The organism is Micromonospora musae, assembly GCF_003626635.1.
GTDB classification, from domain to species: domain Bacteria; phylum Actinomycetota; class Actinomycetes; order Mycobacteriales; family Micromonosporaceae; genus Micromonospora; species Micromonospora musae.
Window position 1 is genome coordinate 237084 of sequence record NZ_RAZT01000003.1, and the last position, 18918, is coordinate 256001.

At 74.0% G+C, this 18918-nt stretch carries 14 protein-coding genes; 4 read left to right on the plus strand and 10 right to left on the minus strand.

Translation table 11 applies throughout. The features are described from left to right. Nucleotides 1-84 precede the first annotated feature (84 nt). Nucleotides 85-282: a hypothetical protein gene (locus tag D7044_RS06950; RefSeq protein ID WP_120688318.1), complete on the plus strand. Its 198-nt coding sequence runs from the start codon at nt 85-87 to the stop codon at nt 280-282. Nucleotides 283-301: 19 nt separating this feature from the next. Here the strand turns inward: D7044_RS06950 and D7044_RS33240 are convergent, their stop codons facing one another. Both D7044_RS33240 and D7044_RS06960 read right to left on the minus strand, forming a co-directional pair. After that, nucleotides 302-3955: a CHAT domain-containing protein gene (locus D7044_RS33240; RefSeq protein ID WP_120688319.1), complete on the minus strand. Its 3654-nt coding sequence runs from the start codon at nt 3953-3955 to the stop codon at nt 302-304. Nucleotides 3956-4012: 57 nt separating this feature from the next. Beyond that, nucleotides 4013-5254, minus strand: coding sequence for an RNA-guided endonuclease InsQ/TnpB family protein (locus D7044_RS06960; RefSeq protein ID WP_199716519.1), 1242 nt, complete (start codon nt 5252-5254; stop codon nt 4013-4015). A gap of 16 nt (nt 5255-5270) precedes the next feature. Between D7044_RS06960 and tnpA the strand changes: the two genes are divergently transcribed. Both tnpA and D7044_RS06970 read left to right on the plus strand, forming a co-directional pair. Continuing rightward, nucleotides 5271-5687: an IS200/IS605 family transposase gene (tnpA, locus tag D7044_RS06965; protein ID WP_120688320.1), complete on the plus strand. Its 417-nt coding sequence runs from the start codon at nt 5271-5273 to the stop codon at nt 5685-5687. 250 nt (nt 5688-5937) lie between these two features. Beyond that, nucleotides 5938-6810 carry an aldo/keto reductase gene (locus tag D7044_RS06970; protein ID WP_120688321.1) on the plus strand — a complete coding sequence of 291 codons (873 nt, stop codon included), beginning with the start codon at nt 5938-5940 and terminating at the stop codon, nt 6808-6810. 98 nt (nt 6811-6908) lie between these two features. On the opposite strand, the gene D7044_RS06975 is transcribed toward D7044_RS06970, so the two are convergent. The 3 genes from D7044_RS06975 to D7044_RS06985 all read right to left on the minus strand — a co-directional run bounded on the left by D7044_RS06975 (nt 6909) and on the right by D7044_RS06985 (nt 10232). Next, nucleotides 6909-7316 carry an effector-associated constant component EACC1 gene (locus D7044_RS06975; RefSeq protein WP_120688322.1) on the minus strand — a complete coding sequence of 136 codons (408 nt, stop codon included), beginning with the start codon at nt 7314-7316 and terminating at the stop codon, nt 6909-6911. 14 nt (nt 7317-7330) lie between these two features. Continuing rightward, on the minus strand, nt 7331-9502 hold the full coding sequence (locus tag D7044_RS06980) for a M48 family metalloprotease (protein WP_120688323.1): 2172 nt from the start codon (nt 9500-9502) through the stop codon (nt 7331-7333). 148 nt (nt 9503-9650) lie between these two features. After that, entirely contained in the window at nt 9651-10232 is a 582-nt protein-coding gene (locus tag D7044_RS06985; RefSeq protein WP_120678000.1) for a TetR/AcrR family transcriptional regulator, read from the minus strand. A 215-nt stretch (nt 10233-10447) separates the two neighbouring features. Here D7044_RS06985 and D7044_RS06990 point away from each other — a divergent pair, with 215 nt between their 5' ends. After that, nucleotides 10448-11902, plus strand: coding sequence for an MFS transporter (locus tag D7044_RS06990; protein ID WP_120678003.1), 1455 nt, complete (start codon nt 10448-10450; stop codon nt 11900-11902). Nucleotides 11903-12008: 106 nt separating this feature from the next. On the opposite strand, the gene D7044_RS06995 is transcribed toward D7044_RS06990, so the two are convergent. The 5 genes from D7044_RS06995 to D7044_RS07015 all read right to left on the minus strand — a co-directional run bounded on the left by D7044_RS06995 (nt 12009) and on the right by D7044_RS07015 (nt 18813). Then, the gene (locus D7044_RS06995; RefSeq protein WP_120678005.1) at nt 12009-12800 is read right to left on the minus strand and encodes a hypothetical protein; all 792 of its coding nucleotides are present in this window, start codon (nt 12798-12800) and stop codon (nt 12009-12011) included. 3 nt (nt 12801-12803) lie between these two features. Next, nucleotides 12804-15332, minus strand: a complete 2529-nt coding sequence (locus D7044_RS07000; protein ID WP_120688324.1) for an FtsK/SpoIIIE domain-containing protein — start codon at nt 15330-15332, stop codon at nt 12804-12806. A 290-nt stretch (nt 15333-15622) separates the two neighbouring features. Next, on the minus strand, nt 15623-16423 hold the full coding sequence (locus D7044_RS07005) for an SGNH/GDSL hydrolase family protein (protein WP_120688325.1): 801 nt from the start codon (nt 16421-16423) through the stop codon (nt 15623-15625). 163 nt (nt 16424-16586) lie between these two features. Continuing rightward, nucleotides 16587-17117 carry a hypothetical protein gene (locus tag D7044_RS07010; protein WP_120678013.1) on the minus strand — a complete coding sequence of 177 codons (531 nt, stop codon included), beginning with the start codon at nt 17115-17117 and terminating at the stop codon, nt 16587-16589. 139 nt (nt 17118-17256) lie between these two features. Further along, a complete protein-coding gene (locus D7044_RS07015; protein ID WP_120688326.1) occupies nt 17257-18813 on the minus strand; it encodes an MFS transporter in 1557 nt (518 codons plus the stop codon). Nucleotides 18814-18918: the final 105 nt, after the last annotated feature.

The following is an 18918-nucleotide window of genomic DNA, read 5'->3' on the forward strand; positions in this document are numbered from 1 at the left end:
CGTACCGTTCGGGGGTTCCGTCCCCGGTGGCGTTGCGTCCTCGCACTGCTGCGGGCGGCGCAGGGCCCGCTCCCCGTGACGCCCGTGGCGGTGCTGCCACCGGCGCCCCTCGGCGACCACCAGAAGCCGGTGGCGGCGGCCCGCTCGCTGCGCGCAGGTGTACGGCTGGTGCTGGCCTGCACCGCTGCGCTGGTGGCCGCGGTCGGCGTCACCTGGTACGCGCCGGGCCGGGCCGCCCCGGCCGCCACCGCCGGTGTCGTCGTGCTGCGCGAACCGCGCTGACGCGGCCCGCCGAGGCCGGTCACGGCCCGATGTGGACGTAACCCGCCCAGAGGTCCGGCCGGCCGGGCAGCACGGCACGGAGCCGGCGCACCGCGTGGTGCAGGGCGGGCGCGGCACGTTCCGGGTCGATACCGCCGGGCACCGCGAGCCGCGCGTAGAACTCCGCGCTGAGCTGCGCGGCCAGCGCGTCCGAGATGGACCAGAGCGCGCCGATGACGTGCCGGAAGCCGGCGAGCTGGAACGCGGTGCCGAGGGTGAGCGCCTCGTCCGCCAGGGCCGCCCCACCGCGTACCGTCTCGCAGGCGGACAGCACGGCGAGGGCCGCGGCGGTGCCGGCGGGGCGCCACAGGTCGCGCACCTGCAGCGGCCCGCCGGAGAGCACGAGCCGCCCCTCGGTCGGCGCGTCCAGGCGCTGGGTGCCGTGGCAGCAGAGGTGGACGACCGGCTGTCGGGGCAGCGCGGCGAGGACCGCCTGCGGTGTCGCGGCCGGGCCGGTCAGGGAGGTCACCTGCGGCAGGTACCGGCGGACGACGCCCTCCTCGCGCGCCACCGCGGGCAGGTCGGCCAGGCCCGGTGTCCGCGGCATGCCGACCACCAGCGCGGAGGTGATCGGTCCCCCGCCGGCCGGCGCCGCGTCGCGGGCTCGCCGCAGCGCCCGCAGCGACGCGGTGTACGACGGCACGACCCGGTCCAGCACGCCGTCGCGGCCCTCCATCGGCGCGGCGGCGTGCAGCGGCAGCAGGGTGAGCAACCCGGTGGGGCACCACCAGAGCCGGGGCCAGCTCGACCCTTCGGGCAGCGTGGCGGTCGGAGCGAGCGCGTCGAGCACCGGGGCGGCGGCGACCCGCCACAGCCAGTCCAGCGTTGCGGCCAGCCGCCGACGGGCTGCCGCGCGGCGCTCCAGTTCGGCGGCGACCCTCGCCGTGCCGCCGGAGGCGGTCGGGTCGTCGGTCGTCTCCCGACCCGGCACCGCCGCCGCGCCGATCTCGGCGACGGCGGCCAGAAACGCCGAGGCCCGCGGCACCAGCTCCGCGTCGGAGAGCTCGGGCAGCGGCACCAGCTCGACCCGCCCGTGCGTGACGACCAGCGCGTCGCAGCGCCGCCGCGCCACGTTGACCAGCACCACCGGGCCACCGGCCGCCGCGGCGGCCAGGTCGGCGAAGGGTGGTGGGCGGAGGAAGCCTTCGAAGCCGGGCAGCCGACGGATCTCGGCGAGTACCTCCCGCCGGCGGGTCGCCAGCTCGTGCCGGCGCTCCGAGCCACCGGCGGCACCGGTTCGTGCCGAGGCCAAGCCGTCCAGTTCGGCCTGCAGGTCGGCGAGGCGACCGGCCAGCCGGGGCGCCTTCGCGCGGAGCGCGGCCAGGTCCGCACCGGCGTCGTGTGCCCGGGTCAGCAGCACCGCGCGGCCGTACTCCAGCAGCTCCACGGCGCGTTCCGGCCGGTCCAGCGCGATCGCCACCGCCGCGGCGTCCCCGGCCAGGCGGGGGAAGCGGCGCAGCAGCCGCGCCTGGTCGTCGGGGTCCATGCCGTGCCAGGCGACCAGGTCGATCAGCTCGATCGCGAGGGTGTACCCGGCCAGGGCCGACACCAGGTCGCCGACCCGCTCGGCGTGCGCCGCCCACCGGTCGGCGGCGTGGGCGCGCTGCAGGGAGGGGGCGGCGTCGATCATCGCCGCTTCCCGGAGCGCCGCGGCCGCCTCGGCCAGGTCGACCGCCGGAACGCCACCCCGGCCGGCGGCGGACCCCACCGGGTTTGCGGTGTCGCTGCCCTCCGGGGGTACGCCGGCGATCATCTCCACCGCGCTGGCCAGGTTGATCAGGCACATGGCGCGGTCCGGGTGCCAGACGGGCAGCGAGGCGACCGCCGTCCGGAACACCCTCAGCAGCTCCGCCGCGTCGTCGCCGGGCCGTCCGGCCTCGATCCGGAGGCGCAACGCGTTGCCGAGGTTGGTGTACAGCCGGTGACCGTCCGGCGGGAACGGCGGCAGGGCCGCGCGTACGTCGCGCAGCAGGTCGACCGATTCGTCGACGTCCGCCAGGTCTCCGGTCAGCTGGTGCCGGAGCAGGAGGGCGAGGGCGAGGATGTGGACGACCGGGGCACGCTCCTCGTCGGCCTCGTGCCGGGCCAGCTCGGCGGCCTCCCGCAGCAGCGTGACGGCCGTCTGCGCGTCCCGTTCCAGCTCGGGGGGCGGCGGGTGGCCGTCGGCGCCGATTCTTGCCGGCCCACCGGCCTTCGGTGTCGCGTCGGTCATTCCCTCGACCGCCAGGTCGACCCGCCGGTTCAGGGCCGCGCCGTAGTTGGTGAGGACGAGCAGCCGGTCGGGGTGACCGGGCGGGGCCGCCGCCAGGGCCCGGCGCAGTACGGCGACCGCCTCGGTGAGGGTCGCCAGATCCTGCGTATGGGCGAAGAGCGCCTGCAGGGCGACGCCCAGGTTGGACAGGGATTGGGGCAGCAGCGGCGAATCGGCGGCGGCCGCGACGGCGGCGCGTAGCGTGGCCACGGCCGGCTCCAGCAGCTCGGGCTCCCCCGCCGCGTCGGCCAACTCGCGCCGGGCCTCGCCGAGGTCGCGCAGGAGGTGGGGGCGTTCCGGGTGACCGGCCGGGAGCAGTCGCTCCGCCTCGGCCAGCAGGTCGTGGCACTCCCGCAGGGTGTCGAGACCGAGCAGGCCGGTGTGGTGGCGGTGCAGGACGTGGCCGAGGTCGCGCAGGAGCAGGGCCCGCGTCACCGGCTCGTCCGTGGCGGCGACCGCCGTGCGGAGCAGCCGCAGTGACTCGGTGAGGTCGCCGCGGTGCCGGTGCAGCTCGTAGCGGGAGGCCAGCAGGCCGCCCAGTGCGCGTCGCAGCCCGGCCCGGTCGGCTCCGGCCGCGGCGTCCACCGCCGTCCGGTACGCGAAGATCGCCCCGTCCAGGTCGGCCGGGGCGTGGCTGTCTTCGTACCGCTGGCCGAGCAGGGCCGCGAGACCGATCCGGGCGAGGTCGGCGAGGTCGGCGAGGTCCTTCGGCAGGCTGCCCGCCACGGCCACCGCGGCCCGGTTCGCCTCGATCGCCGCGTCCAGGTCGGCCGGGGTGCGTCGCTCGGTGTACCGCTCGGTGATCACCATGGCGTACATCAGGGCCGCCCCGGGGTCGGCCGCGGCCGCGAGGACCTCCACGGCGCGGTCGAGGTCGGTCGGGTCGCCGCGACGATGCCAGCGGTCCCGTAGCCGCTGGCCGAGGTTGATCCGGGCCGGCACGGGCAGCGGTGCCCCGCCGGCGTCGGCGAGGACGGCCTCGTCGAGCAGGCGGATCGACTCGTCCAACGCCGCGACGTCGTCGAGGAGCTCGTACCGGTCGCTCAGCACGGTAGCGAGGTTGAACAGCCGGAACGCCCGCTGCGGGTCGCCGGGCGGCGTCGACGCGAGGCTCCCCCGGTGCGCGTCGATCGCCGCCTGCAGGGCGGCACGGCGACCGAGGTGGCGGAACTGGTCCCGATACACCCGTCCCAGCGCGGAGAGGTGGTGCAGCCGCTGCGGCGCGCCCTCCGGGGTGATGGCGAGCGCCTGGCGCAGCAGCGCCGCCGCCCGGTCGGCGACGGAGTAGTCGCCGTCGCGTTCGGCCGCGGCCATCAGGGCCACGGCCTCCAGGAGGAGTTCCGTCCCCCGCCGGAGGCCCCGCGCCGGCTCCGGCTCCGACATGCCGCCCCCTCCCCGTTCGACGCGCCGACTGCGATCAGACTTGACATCCTCTCCGCCCTAAAGGACGGAGATTCCCGCAACGCTGCGCGTGGAACACGCGGCGTCCGGGTGGGTTCCCGCTTCGTTGCGCGCCGCCGGGATGAGTCCCGGTCTTACGTGCGCTCCACGGGCGTTGAGGTCCGCCTGTCCAGCGGCCCTGACATTGATGGCCGCGTTCACGTCCCGGTCGTGGGCTGCTCCGCAAGGGCAGTCCCACGCTCGGACGTTGAGGGCCATCTTCTCGTTGATCCGGCCACACACCGAGCACATGCGGGTGGACGGGAAGAGCGGGTCCACCCGGCCGAAGGCGCGCCCGTACCGGGCGGCCTTGTACTCCAGCATGCCGGTGAAACTGGTCCACCCCGCATCGTGCACAGACTTGGCGAGCCGGGTCCGGCCGAGACCGACGACGCACAGGTCCTCGACATAGATCGCTTGGTTCTCGCGGATCAATGTCGTGGACAGCTTGTGCTGCCAGTCCCGCCGGGTGTCGGCCACCCGGGCGTGCGCCCGCGCGACCTTGACCACGGCCTTCTTACGGTTTTGACTCCCGCGCTGCTTGCGGGACAAGTCCTGTTGCAGCCGCTTGAGCTTGCGGGCCGCGCGGCGCAGGAACTTCGGTGCCGCGACCTTCGTGCCGTCCGACATGACCGCGAAGTGCGTCAAACCCAGGTCGATGCCCACCTCGAAGGCGACCGGCGGCAACGACTCGTCCTCCGTAGTCTGCACGACGAACGAAGCGAAGTACCGGCCTGCCGCATCCCGGATGATCGCCACACTCGACGGGTCCGACGGCAGAGTCCGGGACCAGCGCACCTGCAGGTCGCCGATCTTCGGCAACCTGAGCCGGCCGTTGTCTAGCACGCGGAACCGGCTGTTCTTGGTGAACCGGATGGCCTGCCGGTTGTCCTTACGCGACCGGAACCGGGGCGGGGCCACCTTGCGGCCCTTGCGCTTGCCCGTGATCGAGGCGAAGAAGTTACGGTACGCGGTGTTCAGGTCCGCGAGGGCCTGCTGCAACACCACGCTGGACACCTCGCCCAGCCACGCCCTCTCCGGCGTGCCCTTGGCCTGCGTGATGATCCGCTTCGACAGCTCGGCGTCCGAGACGTACGGCAAGCCCTGCTCGCGGGCCTCCTGCCGCAGGCGCAGCCCATCGTTGAACACCACCCGCGCGCACCCGAACGCCTTGGCCAGCTCGATCTGCTGGCCGGGCGTCGGGTAGACGCGGAACTGGTACCGGAGCTGCACAAGAAGCACAGTATCATGTTGGTCTATGCCTGACATCGACGATATCCGTACCGGTAGACACTGTGTTTTCGCGATGCACGTTCACTTGGTTTTCGTCACGAAGTTCCGGCACAAAGTGTTCGCCGACTGGCACCTGTCCCGCATGGAAGCGATCATGCTAGACGTGTGCCGAGACTTCGAAGCCGAACTGGTCGAGTTCAACGGCGCAAACAACCACGTCCACCTGCTCGTCAACTACCCGCCCAAGGTCGCCGTGGCCCGGCTGGTCAACAGCCTCAAAGGCGTCTCCTCACGCCGGCTGCGACAGGAGTTCCCCGACCTGGCGCGGCACTACTACCGGGCAAACAAGCTCTGGTCGGGTTCGTACTTTGCGGGCTCCGTCGACGGGGCGCCGTTGAGCGTCGTGAAGCAGTACATCGAGCAGCAGAACCGTCCCGGTTAAGGCACTGCTCCGGCCTTGGCGGCCCTCCCAGCGCGGGCCTTCACCCCCGGCCTGAAGGCCGGAGCACTGGCCCGCATTCCGGTAGCAGAGTGGGCCGGGTGAGGCCAGCGCCAAGCCGACGCCGAGGCGGCCGTGCCGGCCGCGGGCCGACGGGTTGCCCCGCGAAGGGGCGCGCCCGACGTTGGCCGCGTCGGCGGCCGGGGTGGGGGTTAGATTGGCCGACGATGGTGGAACACGACAGGGGGAACTCATGGCAAGCAACGCCGAGGCCCGGCCCGCGAAGGCCGCCGGCACGTACCGGATCGGCGGCGACCTCGAGGTGGACCGGCTCGGCTACGGGGCGATGCAGCTCACCGGCCCGGGCGTCTGGGGCGACCCGAAGGACCCGCAGGAGGCGGTCCGGGTGCTGCGCCGGGCTGTCGAACTCGGCGTGACGTTCATCGACACCGCCGACTCGTACGGGCCGTTCGTCTCGGAGCTGCTGATCCGCGAGGCGCTGCACCCGTACGCCGACGATCTGGTCATCGCGACCAAGGCGGGCTTCACCCGGGCCGGGCCGGGCGACTGGCGTCCGCTGGGGCGTCCGGAGTACCTGCGCCAGCAGTGCGAGCTGAGCCTGCGCCACCTCGGCCTGGACTGCATCCCGCTCTACCAGCTGCACCGGATCGACCCGACGGTGCCGCTCGCCGACCAGCTCGGCGAGCTGGCCCTGCTCAAGCAGGAGGGGAAGATCCGGCACATCGGTCTCTCCGAGGTGACGGTCGAGCAGGTCGAGGCGGCCCGGCAGATCACCCCGATCGTGTCGGTGCAGAACCTCTACAACCTGGCCGATCGCCACTTCGAGGACGTGCTGGAGTACTGCGAACGCAACGACCTCGCGTTCATCCCCTGGTTCCCGATCGCGACCGGCAACCTGGCCCGCCCCGGCGGGCCGCTGGACGCCATCGCCGCCGAGCACAGCGCGACGCCCGCGCAGCTCGCGCTCGCCTGGCTGCTGCGCCGCTCGCCGGTGATGCTGCCGATCCCGGGTACGTCCTCCGTCGCGCACCTGGTGGAGAACGTCGCCGCGGCCGAGGTGAAGCTCACCGACGCCGAGTTCGAGGCGCTGGCCAAGGCCACCTGACCGGACGGTCACGAGAACTCCAGCCGGTCGGCCCGTCCGACGCACGCCCCGCGACAGCGTGGGCATCGGACGGGCCGGACCGGCGGCCGGCGGGTGGGTCAGCCGGCGGTCTCCGTACCGGTCTGCTCCGCGCGGGCGATCCGTAGCGCCTCGGTCGCCTGCGCGAGCAGCCGGGCCGAGTCGGTGCGGCCGTTGACCTGAAGCTCCACCTCGGTCTCCCCGGTCTGGATCCGGATGCTCGCCTCGGTGCGCTGCTGGTCGACCCAGGACTGGAGCAGGTTGAACAGCCCCGGCAGGAGCGCCTGCGCCACCACGGCGATGATCACCGCGTCGCTGAAGCCGGCCCGCCCGCCGCCTGCTCCGCCGGCGCTGCGTACCACCGGCCGGTACTCCGGTCGGCGGTGGATCCAGTCCAGCAGCGTCACCGGGGGCGCCTGCCGTTGACGCGGCGTGATGGTCAGCCGGAACGGTTGGCACGCCACGGGGTCGGGGTTCGTCTCGGTCACCTGCGGCTCCTCTCTCAGTCGTCGCCGTTGCCGGGCTGGAACGTGAGGGTGTCGCCCGATGCGGTCAGCAGACCGACGACGGCGACCTGATCCTCGTCGTCGAAGGGGCTCGGCCCGCCGAAGTACGTCTCGGTTCCGGTGGCCCGAACGCGCCCCTGACCTTCGGCCGGGGTGCTGACCCGGGCGGTGTCCGGGCCGAGCAGATTCACCACGACCTCCGGGTACTCGAGGATCTCCCAGCTGATCTTCTGCACGGTGCCCCCGGAGTGGTCGAACGGGCAGCCCGTCGGCGCGGCCACGGTCTGCTTCGCGCACTCGTCCAGGTAGGCGCGTACCCGCTCCTGCGCGGTGGCGGTGACCTCCGGGCGCAGCACCGGGGCCAGGGCGAAGGCCGCGCCGGTGGTCTGCCCCGGAACCAGCACGATCTTCTCGGTCGGCACCTCGCTGAGCGCGCTGCCCGGTGCGCTCGCGGTGTGGACGCCGGGCAGGAGCGAGATCGGCGGGGAGTCCTCGCTGGGCGACGGGATCGGCACGCCGTTCACCGTCAGCCCGTCGCGCCCGGGTGGTAGGCCGACCGTGGCGAGGCCGTCCTGGAGCCGCCAGCCGTGGAACAACCCGGCGGTGGCGGACTCGGCGCGGTGCAGCCGCAACTCGGCCTGCTGCTCCGTGCCGGCCAACCGGAAGGAGATGGTGGCCGTGGCCGTCTCTTCCTCGCGCTCGATCGCGGTGATCTCGACGTCGGTCGGCGGCTCGTAGCCGTCGCCCCGGATCAGGTCGGCGAGGAGTTCCCGGTCGGCGGTCGGCACCGCCCCGGGGTCCAGCAGGTCGAGCGCGGCGTCGGCGTCCCGATCGGCCAGCGCGTCGAAGTATCCGTCGACGGCCGACTGCGGCCGGAAGAAGGCCCACTGCACGACGCCGAGCCCGGCGGTGCCGACGACGAGGGCCGCCACGACCAGTCCGGCCACCAGCCAGGAGCGCGGGGTGCCGAAATCACCGGGACGGCCGAAGAGCGTCTCCGTGGTGAGCGGGACCGGCGCCACGGCAGGCTGCTCCGTCGTACGGTCGAGCCGGTCGAGCCGCAGCTCGTGCGGCGGGTGGGTGGCGCAGACCGCCTCGTCCCAACCGCTGCGTCCGCCCTCGAAGGATCTACGCCGTTCCAGGACGCTGCGCAACCCCTCGACATGACCGGTGAAGACCGCCCCCAGATCCGCCCGGTACTCCGCCGCCCGCACGTCCTGGGCGTGCAGCGGCAGCACCACGTACCGCATGGTCAGCAGGATCGGCCAGAAGATCAGGAAGACCACGAACTTGGTGCCGGTGTGCGGGAACGTCCGCATCAGCCAGGTCGGCAACGCGTGCGCCAGGGTGAGCGGAAGCGCGACACCCCGCACGAACGCGCTGGTGACCTCGTCGCCGGTACGCCAGTGCACCAGTTCGTGGCTGAACAGCGCGGCGATCTCCTCGTCCGGCTCGTCGAGCACGCTGGAGGTGATCACGATGTGCCGGGTGTACGTCCGGGCGTTGGTGAGCACCGCGCCGTCCTCGATGAGCAGCCGCGGCACGGTGGGCAGGCCGAGTCGCCGGGCACAGTCCTCGAGGATGGGCAGCAGCCGGGCCTGCTCCCGTCGGCTGAGCTCACGGGCCCCGGAGACCACCATCAGCCGCGGCTCCAGCAGTACCCGGTAGATCGTGTAGAGCAGCCCGATCAGCGCGGCGGCGACCGTGGTGCCGAGCAGACCAGCGAGCAGGGCGAACGGCTCGTCGAGAACCTCCCGCCAGGGCAGCAGCACGACGATCAGGAAGCCGCCGACCGCGCCGAGCGCGAAGCCGACGAAGCCGCCGAGCACTCCGCCCGAGCGGCTGAGAACGGCGTCGAGCAGGTCACCTACGAGCGGGGTGTCCCGGATCGCGGCGGGCAGCTGGTCCTCGGTGCCGAGGGCGCCGGCGAAGACGCTGACGAACGCGCCGAGCACGCCGCCCCAGACCGCGGCGAACAGGGCCACCGGCAGGTAGAACCAGGTGGCGACGAAGGCGCCCAGCACGCCGCGCCAGTCGCGCAGGATTCCGGCCCGCAGCCAGACCAGTGCGTTCGGGTAGCCGGGTGGACGGTTGGTGATACGCCCGGGGGCCGGGCTCGGATCCGGCGGCGGTTCGGCGGCGCGCACCGCCGCGGGTGGTTCGGTCATGTCGTAACTCCTCAGCGCACCCACAGAATCGACAGTGGACAGACCGAGCAGACTATCGAGATGAGCCGATGGTTTCAGACCCGTCGGGCGCTCCGGTCGGCCAGCCGACACGAGAAGGGAGCAGGCTTCCGCACCCGACGGGGTCGCGTCAGGCGAAGGCGGGCGGGTAGCGCAGCCCGTCCAGGGCGATGGCCAGCACCCGATCACGCTGGCCCGGCTCCGGGAACTGGAACGCGACGATGCCGCTGATCAACCGCACCACGTCGTCGAAGCTGGTGTCGGGGCGCACCGCTCCGGCCTGCTGGGCGCGGCTCAGCAGGGGCTCACCGGCGGCGTAGATCTCGGTGCGGCACCGGCGGAAGACCTCGGAGTCGTACGCCAGCTCCTCGCGGAGCGCCCGCTTGGTGGCCGCGTACGCGACGAACCGGTTCAGCCAGGCGACGAGCGCGTCCCAGGGCGACAGGTGCGCCACGTCCGCCACCGAGCGGCTGAGCGCCTGCACCTCGTCGACGTAGACCGCCTCGAAGAGTTCCCGGCGGCTCGGGAAGTTCCGGTAGAGGGTGCCGATGCCGACCCCGGCCCGCCGGGCGACCTCCTCCAGCGACGCGTTGACGCCGCTCTCGCCGAAGACCTCCCGGGCGGCGCTGAGCAGGGCGTCGTAGTTCCGCTGGGCGTCGGCCCGCCTGGGCCGTCGCGCGAGGTATTCCCCCAGCTCATGGGTGCTGGCCATGGCGGACGTCACACCTCCTCGGTTGCTACCGGAGGCATCCCTCCAGTAAGTTTGCGGAGGCACCCCTCCGGAACTGTCCGGAGCCGTGCCTCCGGATAGCTTACCCGGATCCTCCGGCCGGTCCCACCGATGGCCCACCGCACGCAGGAGCGGCCGGGCGGCTGACCGCCGCCACCGCATCCTCTTCCCTCCGTACCGATTTGGGAGTTCACTCCGTGACCGAGACCACCCGACGCGGCTCGCGTCGGCTGACCTTCCTCGTCCTCGCGGCCGGCGCCGGCTTCTTCGCGATGCTCCAGTCGCTGATCACCCCGGTGCTGCCCGTCATCCAGCACGACCTGCACACCTCCCAGAACACCGTGACCTGGGTGCTCACCGCCTACCTGCTCTCCGCGTCGATCTTCACGCCGATCCTCGGCCGGGTCGGCGACATGATCGGCAAGGGACGGATGCTGGTCGTCGCCCTCGTCGCGCTCGCGGTGGGCTGCCTGCTGGCCGCCATCGCGCCGAGCATCGGCGTGCTGATCATCGCCCGCGTCGTCCAGGGCATCGGCGGCGCGGTCTTCCCGCTCTCGTTCGGCATCATCCGCGACGAGTTCCCCGCTGCGCGGGTGAGCTCCTCGGTCGCCACCATCTCGGCGATCATCGCGGCCGGTGGCGGCCTCGGCGTCGTGCTGGCCGGTCCGATCGTCTCCGTACTCGGCTACCGGTGGCTGTTCTGGATCCCGATGGTCGTCGTGGGCCTCACCGCGCTCGCGGCGTACCGGTTCGTGCCGGAGTCGCCGGTCCGCTCGCCCGGCCGGATCAACGTCTGGGCCACCCTGCTGCTCTCCGGCTGGCTGGTGGCGCTACTGCTGCCCGTCAGCAAGGGCGCGACCTGGGGCTGGACCTCGGGCCGGGTGCTCGGCCTGCTGGCGCTCGCCGTCGTGCTGCTGATCGGCTGGCTGGTCGCCGAGGTGCGCTCCGCGAACCCGCTGATCGACATGCGGATGATGCGCCTGCCCGGGGTGTGGACGACCAACCTGGTCGCCCTGCTCTACGGCGGGTCGATGTTCGCGATCTACGCCTTCGTGCCGCAGTTCGTGCAGACCCCGTCCAGCGCCGGCTACGGCTTCGGCGCGAGCGTCACCCAGGCCGGGCTGCTGATGCTGCCGATGCTGGTCGGCATGTTCGTCGCCGGCATCGTCGCCGGTCGACTGCAGGCCCGGTTCAGCGCCAAGGCGCAGCTGGCCACCGGCGCGGTGTTCAACGTGGCCGCCTCGGCCATGCTGGCCCTCGCCCACGACACCCGCCTGGAGATCGGCGTGGCCGGCGCCCTCGTCGGCATCGGCATCGGGCTCGCGTTCGCGTCCATGGCCAACCTGATCGTGGCCAACGTGGCGCCCAGCCAGACCGGCGTGGCCACCGGGATGAACGCGAACATCCGCACCATCGGCGGCGCGATCGGCGCGGCCGTGGTGAGCAGCGTGATCACCGCCAACCCGCAGGCGAGCGGCCTGCCCCGGGAAGCCGGCTTCACCACCGGCTTCGTGCTGCTGACCGCGATCGCCCTGGCCGCCGCGGTGGCCGCGCTGATCGTCCCCTCGGGCCGCCGCGCCACGGGCCGTCGCACGCCCGTCCCGGCCCCCGGAACCGAGCTGAGCGAGGGGCTCGCGACCGCCGGTCGCTGACTCGTCGCGTCATCGTGCCCCCGGGAACACCGGTCGCCTCACCACGAGGTCACCGGCGTTCCCGGGGGTCGTCGCGTCACCCCCCGCCGCCACTCCGCCGGCCGCTTCACCGCACGATCCGCAGCAGCAGCAGGTAACCGCAGTAGGCCAACGGGACCAACAGGAAGCAGACCGCCACGCCCAGCACCGGGTGGCGCGCGACACCGGTCTCCTCCATCGGCGCCCGCCCCCACCTGCCCAGCACCAGCCATCCGGAGATCAGTGATCCGGCGGGCAGCCCGGCGCACATCCAGGCGTAGAGCGGGCCGGCACCGAGCGCGCCGAGACCGGAGGCGAGCACCATCGCGAACATCAGCACCACGCCCGCCCCGGCCGAGGCCAGGTAGACCACCGCCGCCCGGGCCACGGGCGACCAGGCCGGCAGCAGCATCGGCCGCCTTGCCAGCAGCTCCGCCTGTTGCCCGTGGCGGTCCGCCTCGTCGGCGTAGCGCCGGGCCAGCTCCAGCTCGACCACGGCGTCGCGCTGCGACACCGCGGGCGCGCTCGCCGACGCCGCACCGTCGCACGCCTCGACCACGGGCCGAGCCGGCGCGGCGGTCGCGCCGGCGGTCGGCCCCGGGTCCGGGTCCGGGGCGACAACGGCCGGCGGGTCGCCGACCGGAGTCGAGGGCCCCGCCGGGGCGGTGCCGGGCTCGGCCGCCGGGGCGGCCGCAGGCGGCTCCCCGATCGCCCGGCCGAGCAGGTCGAGACGCCTGCCCTGCGCGGTCAACCGCCCGTCGAGGAAGTCGGCAGCGGCGTGCAGGTCACGGCGGCGCTCGGCGGCGGCGACGCTCTGCGCACCGGCCCCGCGCCGCTCGGCGAGTAGGCGGGCCAGCTCCGCGTACTCCTCGAAGGTCACCGCTCAGCCCTCACCGGCGAGGTCGTGCGCGGGCCGGGCGAACGGCACGATCAGCCGTACCCGCCGGTCGTGCCGGTCCACCAGCAGCGCCCGGTCCGGCCGGGGCGTGTAGGCGACCTCCGGCAACCCGAGGTGCCGGCGCAGCTCGTCGCCGGGCACGTCGAGGGCGACCAGGCAGGCGACGCCGTCGCCGTCCCGGGCGTCGCCCACGTCGTCGGCGAGCCGGCGCGGGTCGCGCCACCAACCGAGCAGGTGCACCCCGCGCCCCGGACCGTGCCGGAGCAGGGCCCGCAGGTCGTCCCGACCACGACGGGAGGGCTCCGGCCGGGCCGCACCGAGCACCGTCGCGGCACCGTCCATCCCGAACACGACGAGGAACGTCCGGCCCGCCGGGGGCTGATCCGCCGGGACCGGATCCGCCAGCGTGGCGAGCCGTTCCCGCAGGCCGTCCGCGTCGAGCTGCTCGACCCGGTGTCCTGCGGCGGCCAGCGCGGCGGCGGTCTCGTCGGCCACCGGGTCGGCGCCGGCCACCAGCGGCGCGAGCAGGAACCGGCACCGCCCCGGCAGGTGCTGCCGGGCCAGGCTCAACGTCGCGGCACGCAGCAGGTCCGCGCCGGCCGGCGAGGAGCCCACCACCCCGAGGTGCCGCCCGGGCGTGGTGTCCATGATGAACATCGCGCTGCTGACGTGCACGTCGACCGTCCGGCCGACCAGGGCCAGCGGGCGGCGCCCGCCCGGCCGCAGCCCGCAGTAGGTGGCGTCCTGCTCGATCCGGGCGTTCTCGTATCCGCGGAAGACCGCCGGCGGGGACGAACCGGCCGGCCGGGCCCGCCACAGCTCGCTCCGCACCCGGCTGACCGCGCCGGCCGTGGCGCCGACGCCGGGGAGGCGGACGACGATGTCGGCGCCTGCCGCGCCCGCGGCGACGTTGACCACGGCCGCCCCGGGCGGCAGCCCCGCGGCCGCCTCGTTGCCGGGGTCGAGCACGCCGCTGCCGTCGCGGAGCGCGATCCGGCCGGTCGGCGTCGCGCCGTCTCCGCGCAGCGCCGATATCCCCGCCGCGTCGCGGCCGGCGAGCACCAGGTGCACGCCGCACGGGCCGCCCCGGCGCAGCAGCTCTCCCAGCAGGCTCGCCGACTCGCGGGCCGCGACGTCGTCGCCCGCGAGCAGGACGGAGAACTCGTCGATCACCGCCACGAGCCGCGGCAGCGGGGGGTCGCGGGGCAGGTCGGCGAAGCGGGTGACGCCCTGCCGCTTGAGCGCGGAGGCACGACGGCGCAGCTCCCGGCGCAGCTCCCGCAGGACGGTCACGGCGTACTCGCGGTCGGACTCGACACCGACGGCCCGTACGTGCGGCAGCCAGGACGGGTCGCGCCCGGTCGGCCCGAACTCGGCGAAGCTCACGCCCTCGGGGAAGCCGAGCAGATAGAGCTGCAGCTCGGTCGGGGCGTGCCGGGCGGCCAGCCCGTGCAGCACACCGGTCAGGAAGGCGGCCGTGGTGTCCGGCTCCCCGCCGCCGACCAGCCAGTGCGGGGTGGTGTCGTCGAACGCGAGAGTCGTCGGCGTGGGGCCGCTGTGACCGACCACGGTACGCAGGCCCGTACCGGCCGACTCCGCCCACCGCTGCTCGGGCAGCAGGGCGGTGAAGCGCTGCTCGCCGCCGTCGCGCACGGTCACACCGAGCCGCTCGGCCAGCGCCCGCACGGAGCTGACCGGCGGGTCGCCGTCGAGCAGGACCGGGGCCGCGAGGCCCGCGCCGTCGACGCTGAACGGGGTGTCCGGCGGATCACCGACGTACGCGTACCGCCCGGTCATCCGCACGAGGGTGGCGGCGCCCAGCCACGGCGTGGGGTCGTCGGTCGGGCGGCGTGGCCGGCCGGCGGCGAGTACGCAGAGCGCGGCCCGCGCACCGGCCCGGGTGAGTGCGGCGAGCCGGTCCAGTTCCCGCCCCGGCAGGTCGGCGGCGACCACCAACAGCACTCCACCACCGGGGGCGAGCCGTGCGGTGCGGGCGTGCCGCTCGGCGGTGTCGAGCAGGGCGGCCACCTCGGCGTCGGTGCCGGCCGGTGGGTCGAGCACGCCGACGTCGACCAGCGGGGACAGTGGCCCGAACGTGGATCCGGGTGTGGTGGTGTCGATGCCGACGACCCGGACCTCGCCGGCCGGTGCGGCGGCCAGCAGCCGCAGCACCAGCGACCGCAGCAGCCCGGCCACCCGGGGATCCCGGGCGTCGGTGTCGATGGCCAGGTGGCGGCCACCACCGAGCGGGACCAGCGCCGGAAACGTGCCCTCCGGGGTGACCGCCGATCCGAGCCGGACCGCGACCGCCGTCTCCGTGAGCGGAGCGGCTCCGGACTCCGCGGCGGTGACCGCGGCACCGACCTCGTCGAGCCGTCGGACCAGTTCGCCGACGTCCGGCGCGGGGGCCGGCGCGGGCACGGCCCGTAACGCGTCGCGGACCAGGTCGAGGTGTGCGCGCGCCGCGCGGTGTGCCGCGACCGCCTGCCGGTACGTCGACGCGAGCCTGCCCACTGTTCGCCTCCCACGCCACGGCCGTCCGCGACGACCATAACGGACGGTGGTGACGCCGTCACAGCACAACGGGTGCGCGTCGCGGCGGCCGGCGACCGCCCCGGGGCGCCGGCCGCCGTCGCGGGTCAGAGACTGTCGGGAAACCCCGGGGCGAGCGAGACGGAGTCCAGGCGGCGGTCCGGCAAAGCGGAGATTCGTCCGGATACCGGTGTTGTATCGGGACGAATCTCCAACGCCGCCGGTCGTCGGCTGGGCCCGCCGCAGCCGCCGCGGGGTTTCCTGACGACCTCTCAGCCGGTGACCGAGTTCAACGCCGCCAGGTAGCCGTGGCGGTAGCCGTCGGCATCCGGGTGGTACGCCTCGATGACGCCGCTGATGTCGTGGATCCACGGGTCGCTCGCGCAGACGCCGTGCCCGGCGAAGAACGGCCGGGTGTCGACGAAGGTGGCGCCGGCCGCCGCCGCGCGGCCGGCGGTGACCGTGGCGAGCAGGTCGGCGGCCTGGTTGAGGATGGTGCGCTTGTAGACGCTCATCGCGAGCCACCCGCAGGAGTTCAGTTCGAACAACCGCGGGTAGCCGAGCACGATCAGCCGGGCGTTGGGCGCGCGGTCGCGGATGGTCGCGTAGGTTTCGTCGAGCCGGCCGGGCAGCGTGCCGGTGACGAACGCGCGCGCCTCGTTCACCGCGTTCGTGCAGGTCGAGGTGGTGCCGAACCGGCAACTGGTGATGACGTCGACGAAGCCGGCGTCGTTGCCGCCGATGGTGACGGTGACCATGGTGGTACCGGCGCTGAGCGAGTCGACCTGGTCGTTGATGACGTCGGCGGTGACCGCGCCACCGCAGGCCGGGAACGCAAAGTTCGACGCGCCGTGCGCCGTCGCCCAGAGCGGGGCGTACGACTTCTGGCTGCGCAGGCAGGTGGACCAGTCGTACGGGCCGGCGCCGACGCCGGAGGAGTACGAGTCGCCGAGCGCGACGTAGTTGACGGCGGCGGCCTGCGCCGGGCCGGGCCCGACGAGCACTGCGGCGAGGGCGGTGGTGAGCAGGGTGGCCAGCGCGGTGAGGGCGCGCGCCAGCGGGCGGTGTGACATGACGGACCTCCACGGGACAGGGGTGGTGGGATCCGTGACCGCGCGCGTGGCCAGGGCTGGAGCGGTTGTTACCAGGCGGTAATGCTATCGAAATTCTTCGATCGGGGAAACAGCTCGGCGGGTCCCGCTCGCCGGCGGGGCGGGACCTCCGACGCTGCGACGCTCAGCCGGCGTCGGCGAGCGCCGCCGGCCGGTCGCCGCGCCAGCCACCGCCGGCGGCCTCGATCCGGCGGATGTGCCGGTAGGCGAACCACAGCGGCGGGAAGGCGCCGACGGCGAACGACAGGTCGACGAGCGTCCAGAACCAGGGAATGTCGCGGATCGGCCCGCAGATCAACGCGAGCGGCACGATGCCCGCGCAGGCGATCATCCCGAGCTGGACGACCCAGACGTTGCGCACCGGATCCCGCAGCGGCCCCCAGAAGGCCACCGCGAGCACCAGATGCGCGAAGGCCAGCCAGTCGGTGCCGTAGAGCATGAACGGATAGCGGTCGCCGGTCTCCACCAGTCCGGTGTGGACCCGTTCGATCCAGGCGACCAGCGCCGGCAGCTGGTCGGAGAGCGGCTCGACCAGCCGCAGCAGCCAGCGGACTTCGATCTCCAACGGGAAGGCGGTCGCCCCGCTGAGGAAGAGACCCACCACCACGACCCACAACCACAGGCGGATCCGCCGCAGGCGCTGTTCGACGTCCATACCGGCAGCGTAGCGATGATCTTCAGTCCGCCCGGTCCCGTAGCAGACCGCAGGCGGCACGGAAACGATGGCGTCGATCACAGCGCAACCGCTCCCGCGCCGGCGGCGTGGCCGGGTCCGACTCCGGCGGGCCGGCCGGCTACCGCCCGGTCGGGGTCACGTCCTGGGAATCCGCTCCGTCGAGAAGGGTGACCGGCGTCCCGAGCGGCGTGGCGTGGTGCACGACCGAAGGCCGGTGCGGGAGGTGCGAGGGCAGCGACGGGGTGGGTCGACCGGCGGCGGGACGCGGCACCGGCCGGCGACCGGCTCCGCCGCCGACGGAGGGCCGCGGCGCCGGTACGACCGTGCGGGCGGGTCGCACCGCGCGGACCAGGGTCGCCGCCGGGCGTACGACCCGGGCCGCCGAGGAGGCGACCCGACGGATCGGACGGCGGACGGCGGGTACCGCCAGCGCCTCGACCACCCGGCCCCGCAGCACCCGACCGCGCAGCCCGTCCAGGGCCGCGCCTGCGACGACGGTGCCGACGGCGGCGACCGCGCCGGCCAGCACCAGGGTCTGCCGGGGGCCGGCGTGCTCGGAGAGCCAGCCGAGCAGCGGCGCACCGACGGCCGAGGAGACCGAGCCGGTGACGGCGAGCGCCGCCAGCACCCGCCCCCGCATCAGGTAGTCGGTGTCGAGCTGTGCCCGGGCGCCGACGGTGGTGTCGATGACCACCGCGGCGGCGGCGATCGGCAGGATCACCGCGGCGAAGCTGAGGGTGCCCGGCGCGAGGCCGGCGACGATCTGCAACACGCTCGCGAGCAGCCCGGCGCCGACCAGGACGCCGTAGCCGAGCCGGCGGCTGCGGGCGGCGACGAGCGCGCCGAGCACCGTGCCCACGGCGAAGACGGTGGAGAGGAGGCCGTACCCGGCGGCGCCACCGCCCAGTGGTCCGTCGCTCATCGCGGCCATGGTCACCTGGTAGTTGCGCCCGAGGCTGCCGAGCACGAACGACAGGCCCAGCGCGACGAGCACCACCGGCTGTCCGAGCAGGTAGCGGAAACCAGCCCGGATGCCGCCGTCGGTGGCCACGGCCGCCGGCTCGGCCTCCGGTCCGGCGGCGTACCGCTCGCGCTCGCGTACCAGGAGCAGGGCCACCACCACCGCGACGAAGCTGACGGAGTTGACGACGAAGAGCAGCGCCGGTCCGACGGCGGCGACCACGACGGCGCCCGCGCTCATGCCGAGGATGCGTCCGGCGGAGTTGGTGAGCGAGCCGAGCGCGAGGGCGTTGCCGAGGCTCTCCCGGTCCACGAGGGTGGACGCCCAGCGGCCCATCACGGGCCCCTCGATCGCCGAGACCGCGCCCGCGGCGAGCGAGATCACGTAGATCGCCGGCAGTCCACCGGTGCCGGTGAGGGCGACGAACGCCAGGCTCGCGGCCAGCGCCGCGTGGGCCCCCTGGGCGGCGATCAGCAGCGGCTTGGCGGGCAGCCGGTCGGCCAGCGCCCCGCCCCAGACGCTGAGCAGCAGCGTGGGGACGGCCTGCAGCAGGATGGCGAACCCCATCGAGGTCGCCGAGCCGGTACGGGCCAGCACGTACCAGTTGACACCGAGCACCTGCATCCAGGTGCCGATCACCGACACGAATCCGGCGATCGCCCAGATCCGGTAGTTGCGGTGACGCAGTGCGGCGAACGTGGCACCAAACGCCACGGCACGACCTCCCGACCAGACAGCCTCATGACAGGGGCCGGTACGCACGCGTTCGGCCGTCGCCAAGTGTGACGGCGATTAGCCCGATTTGCCGGTCTTCGTGAG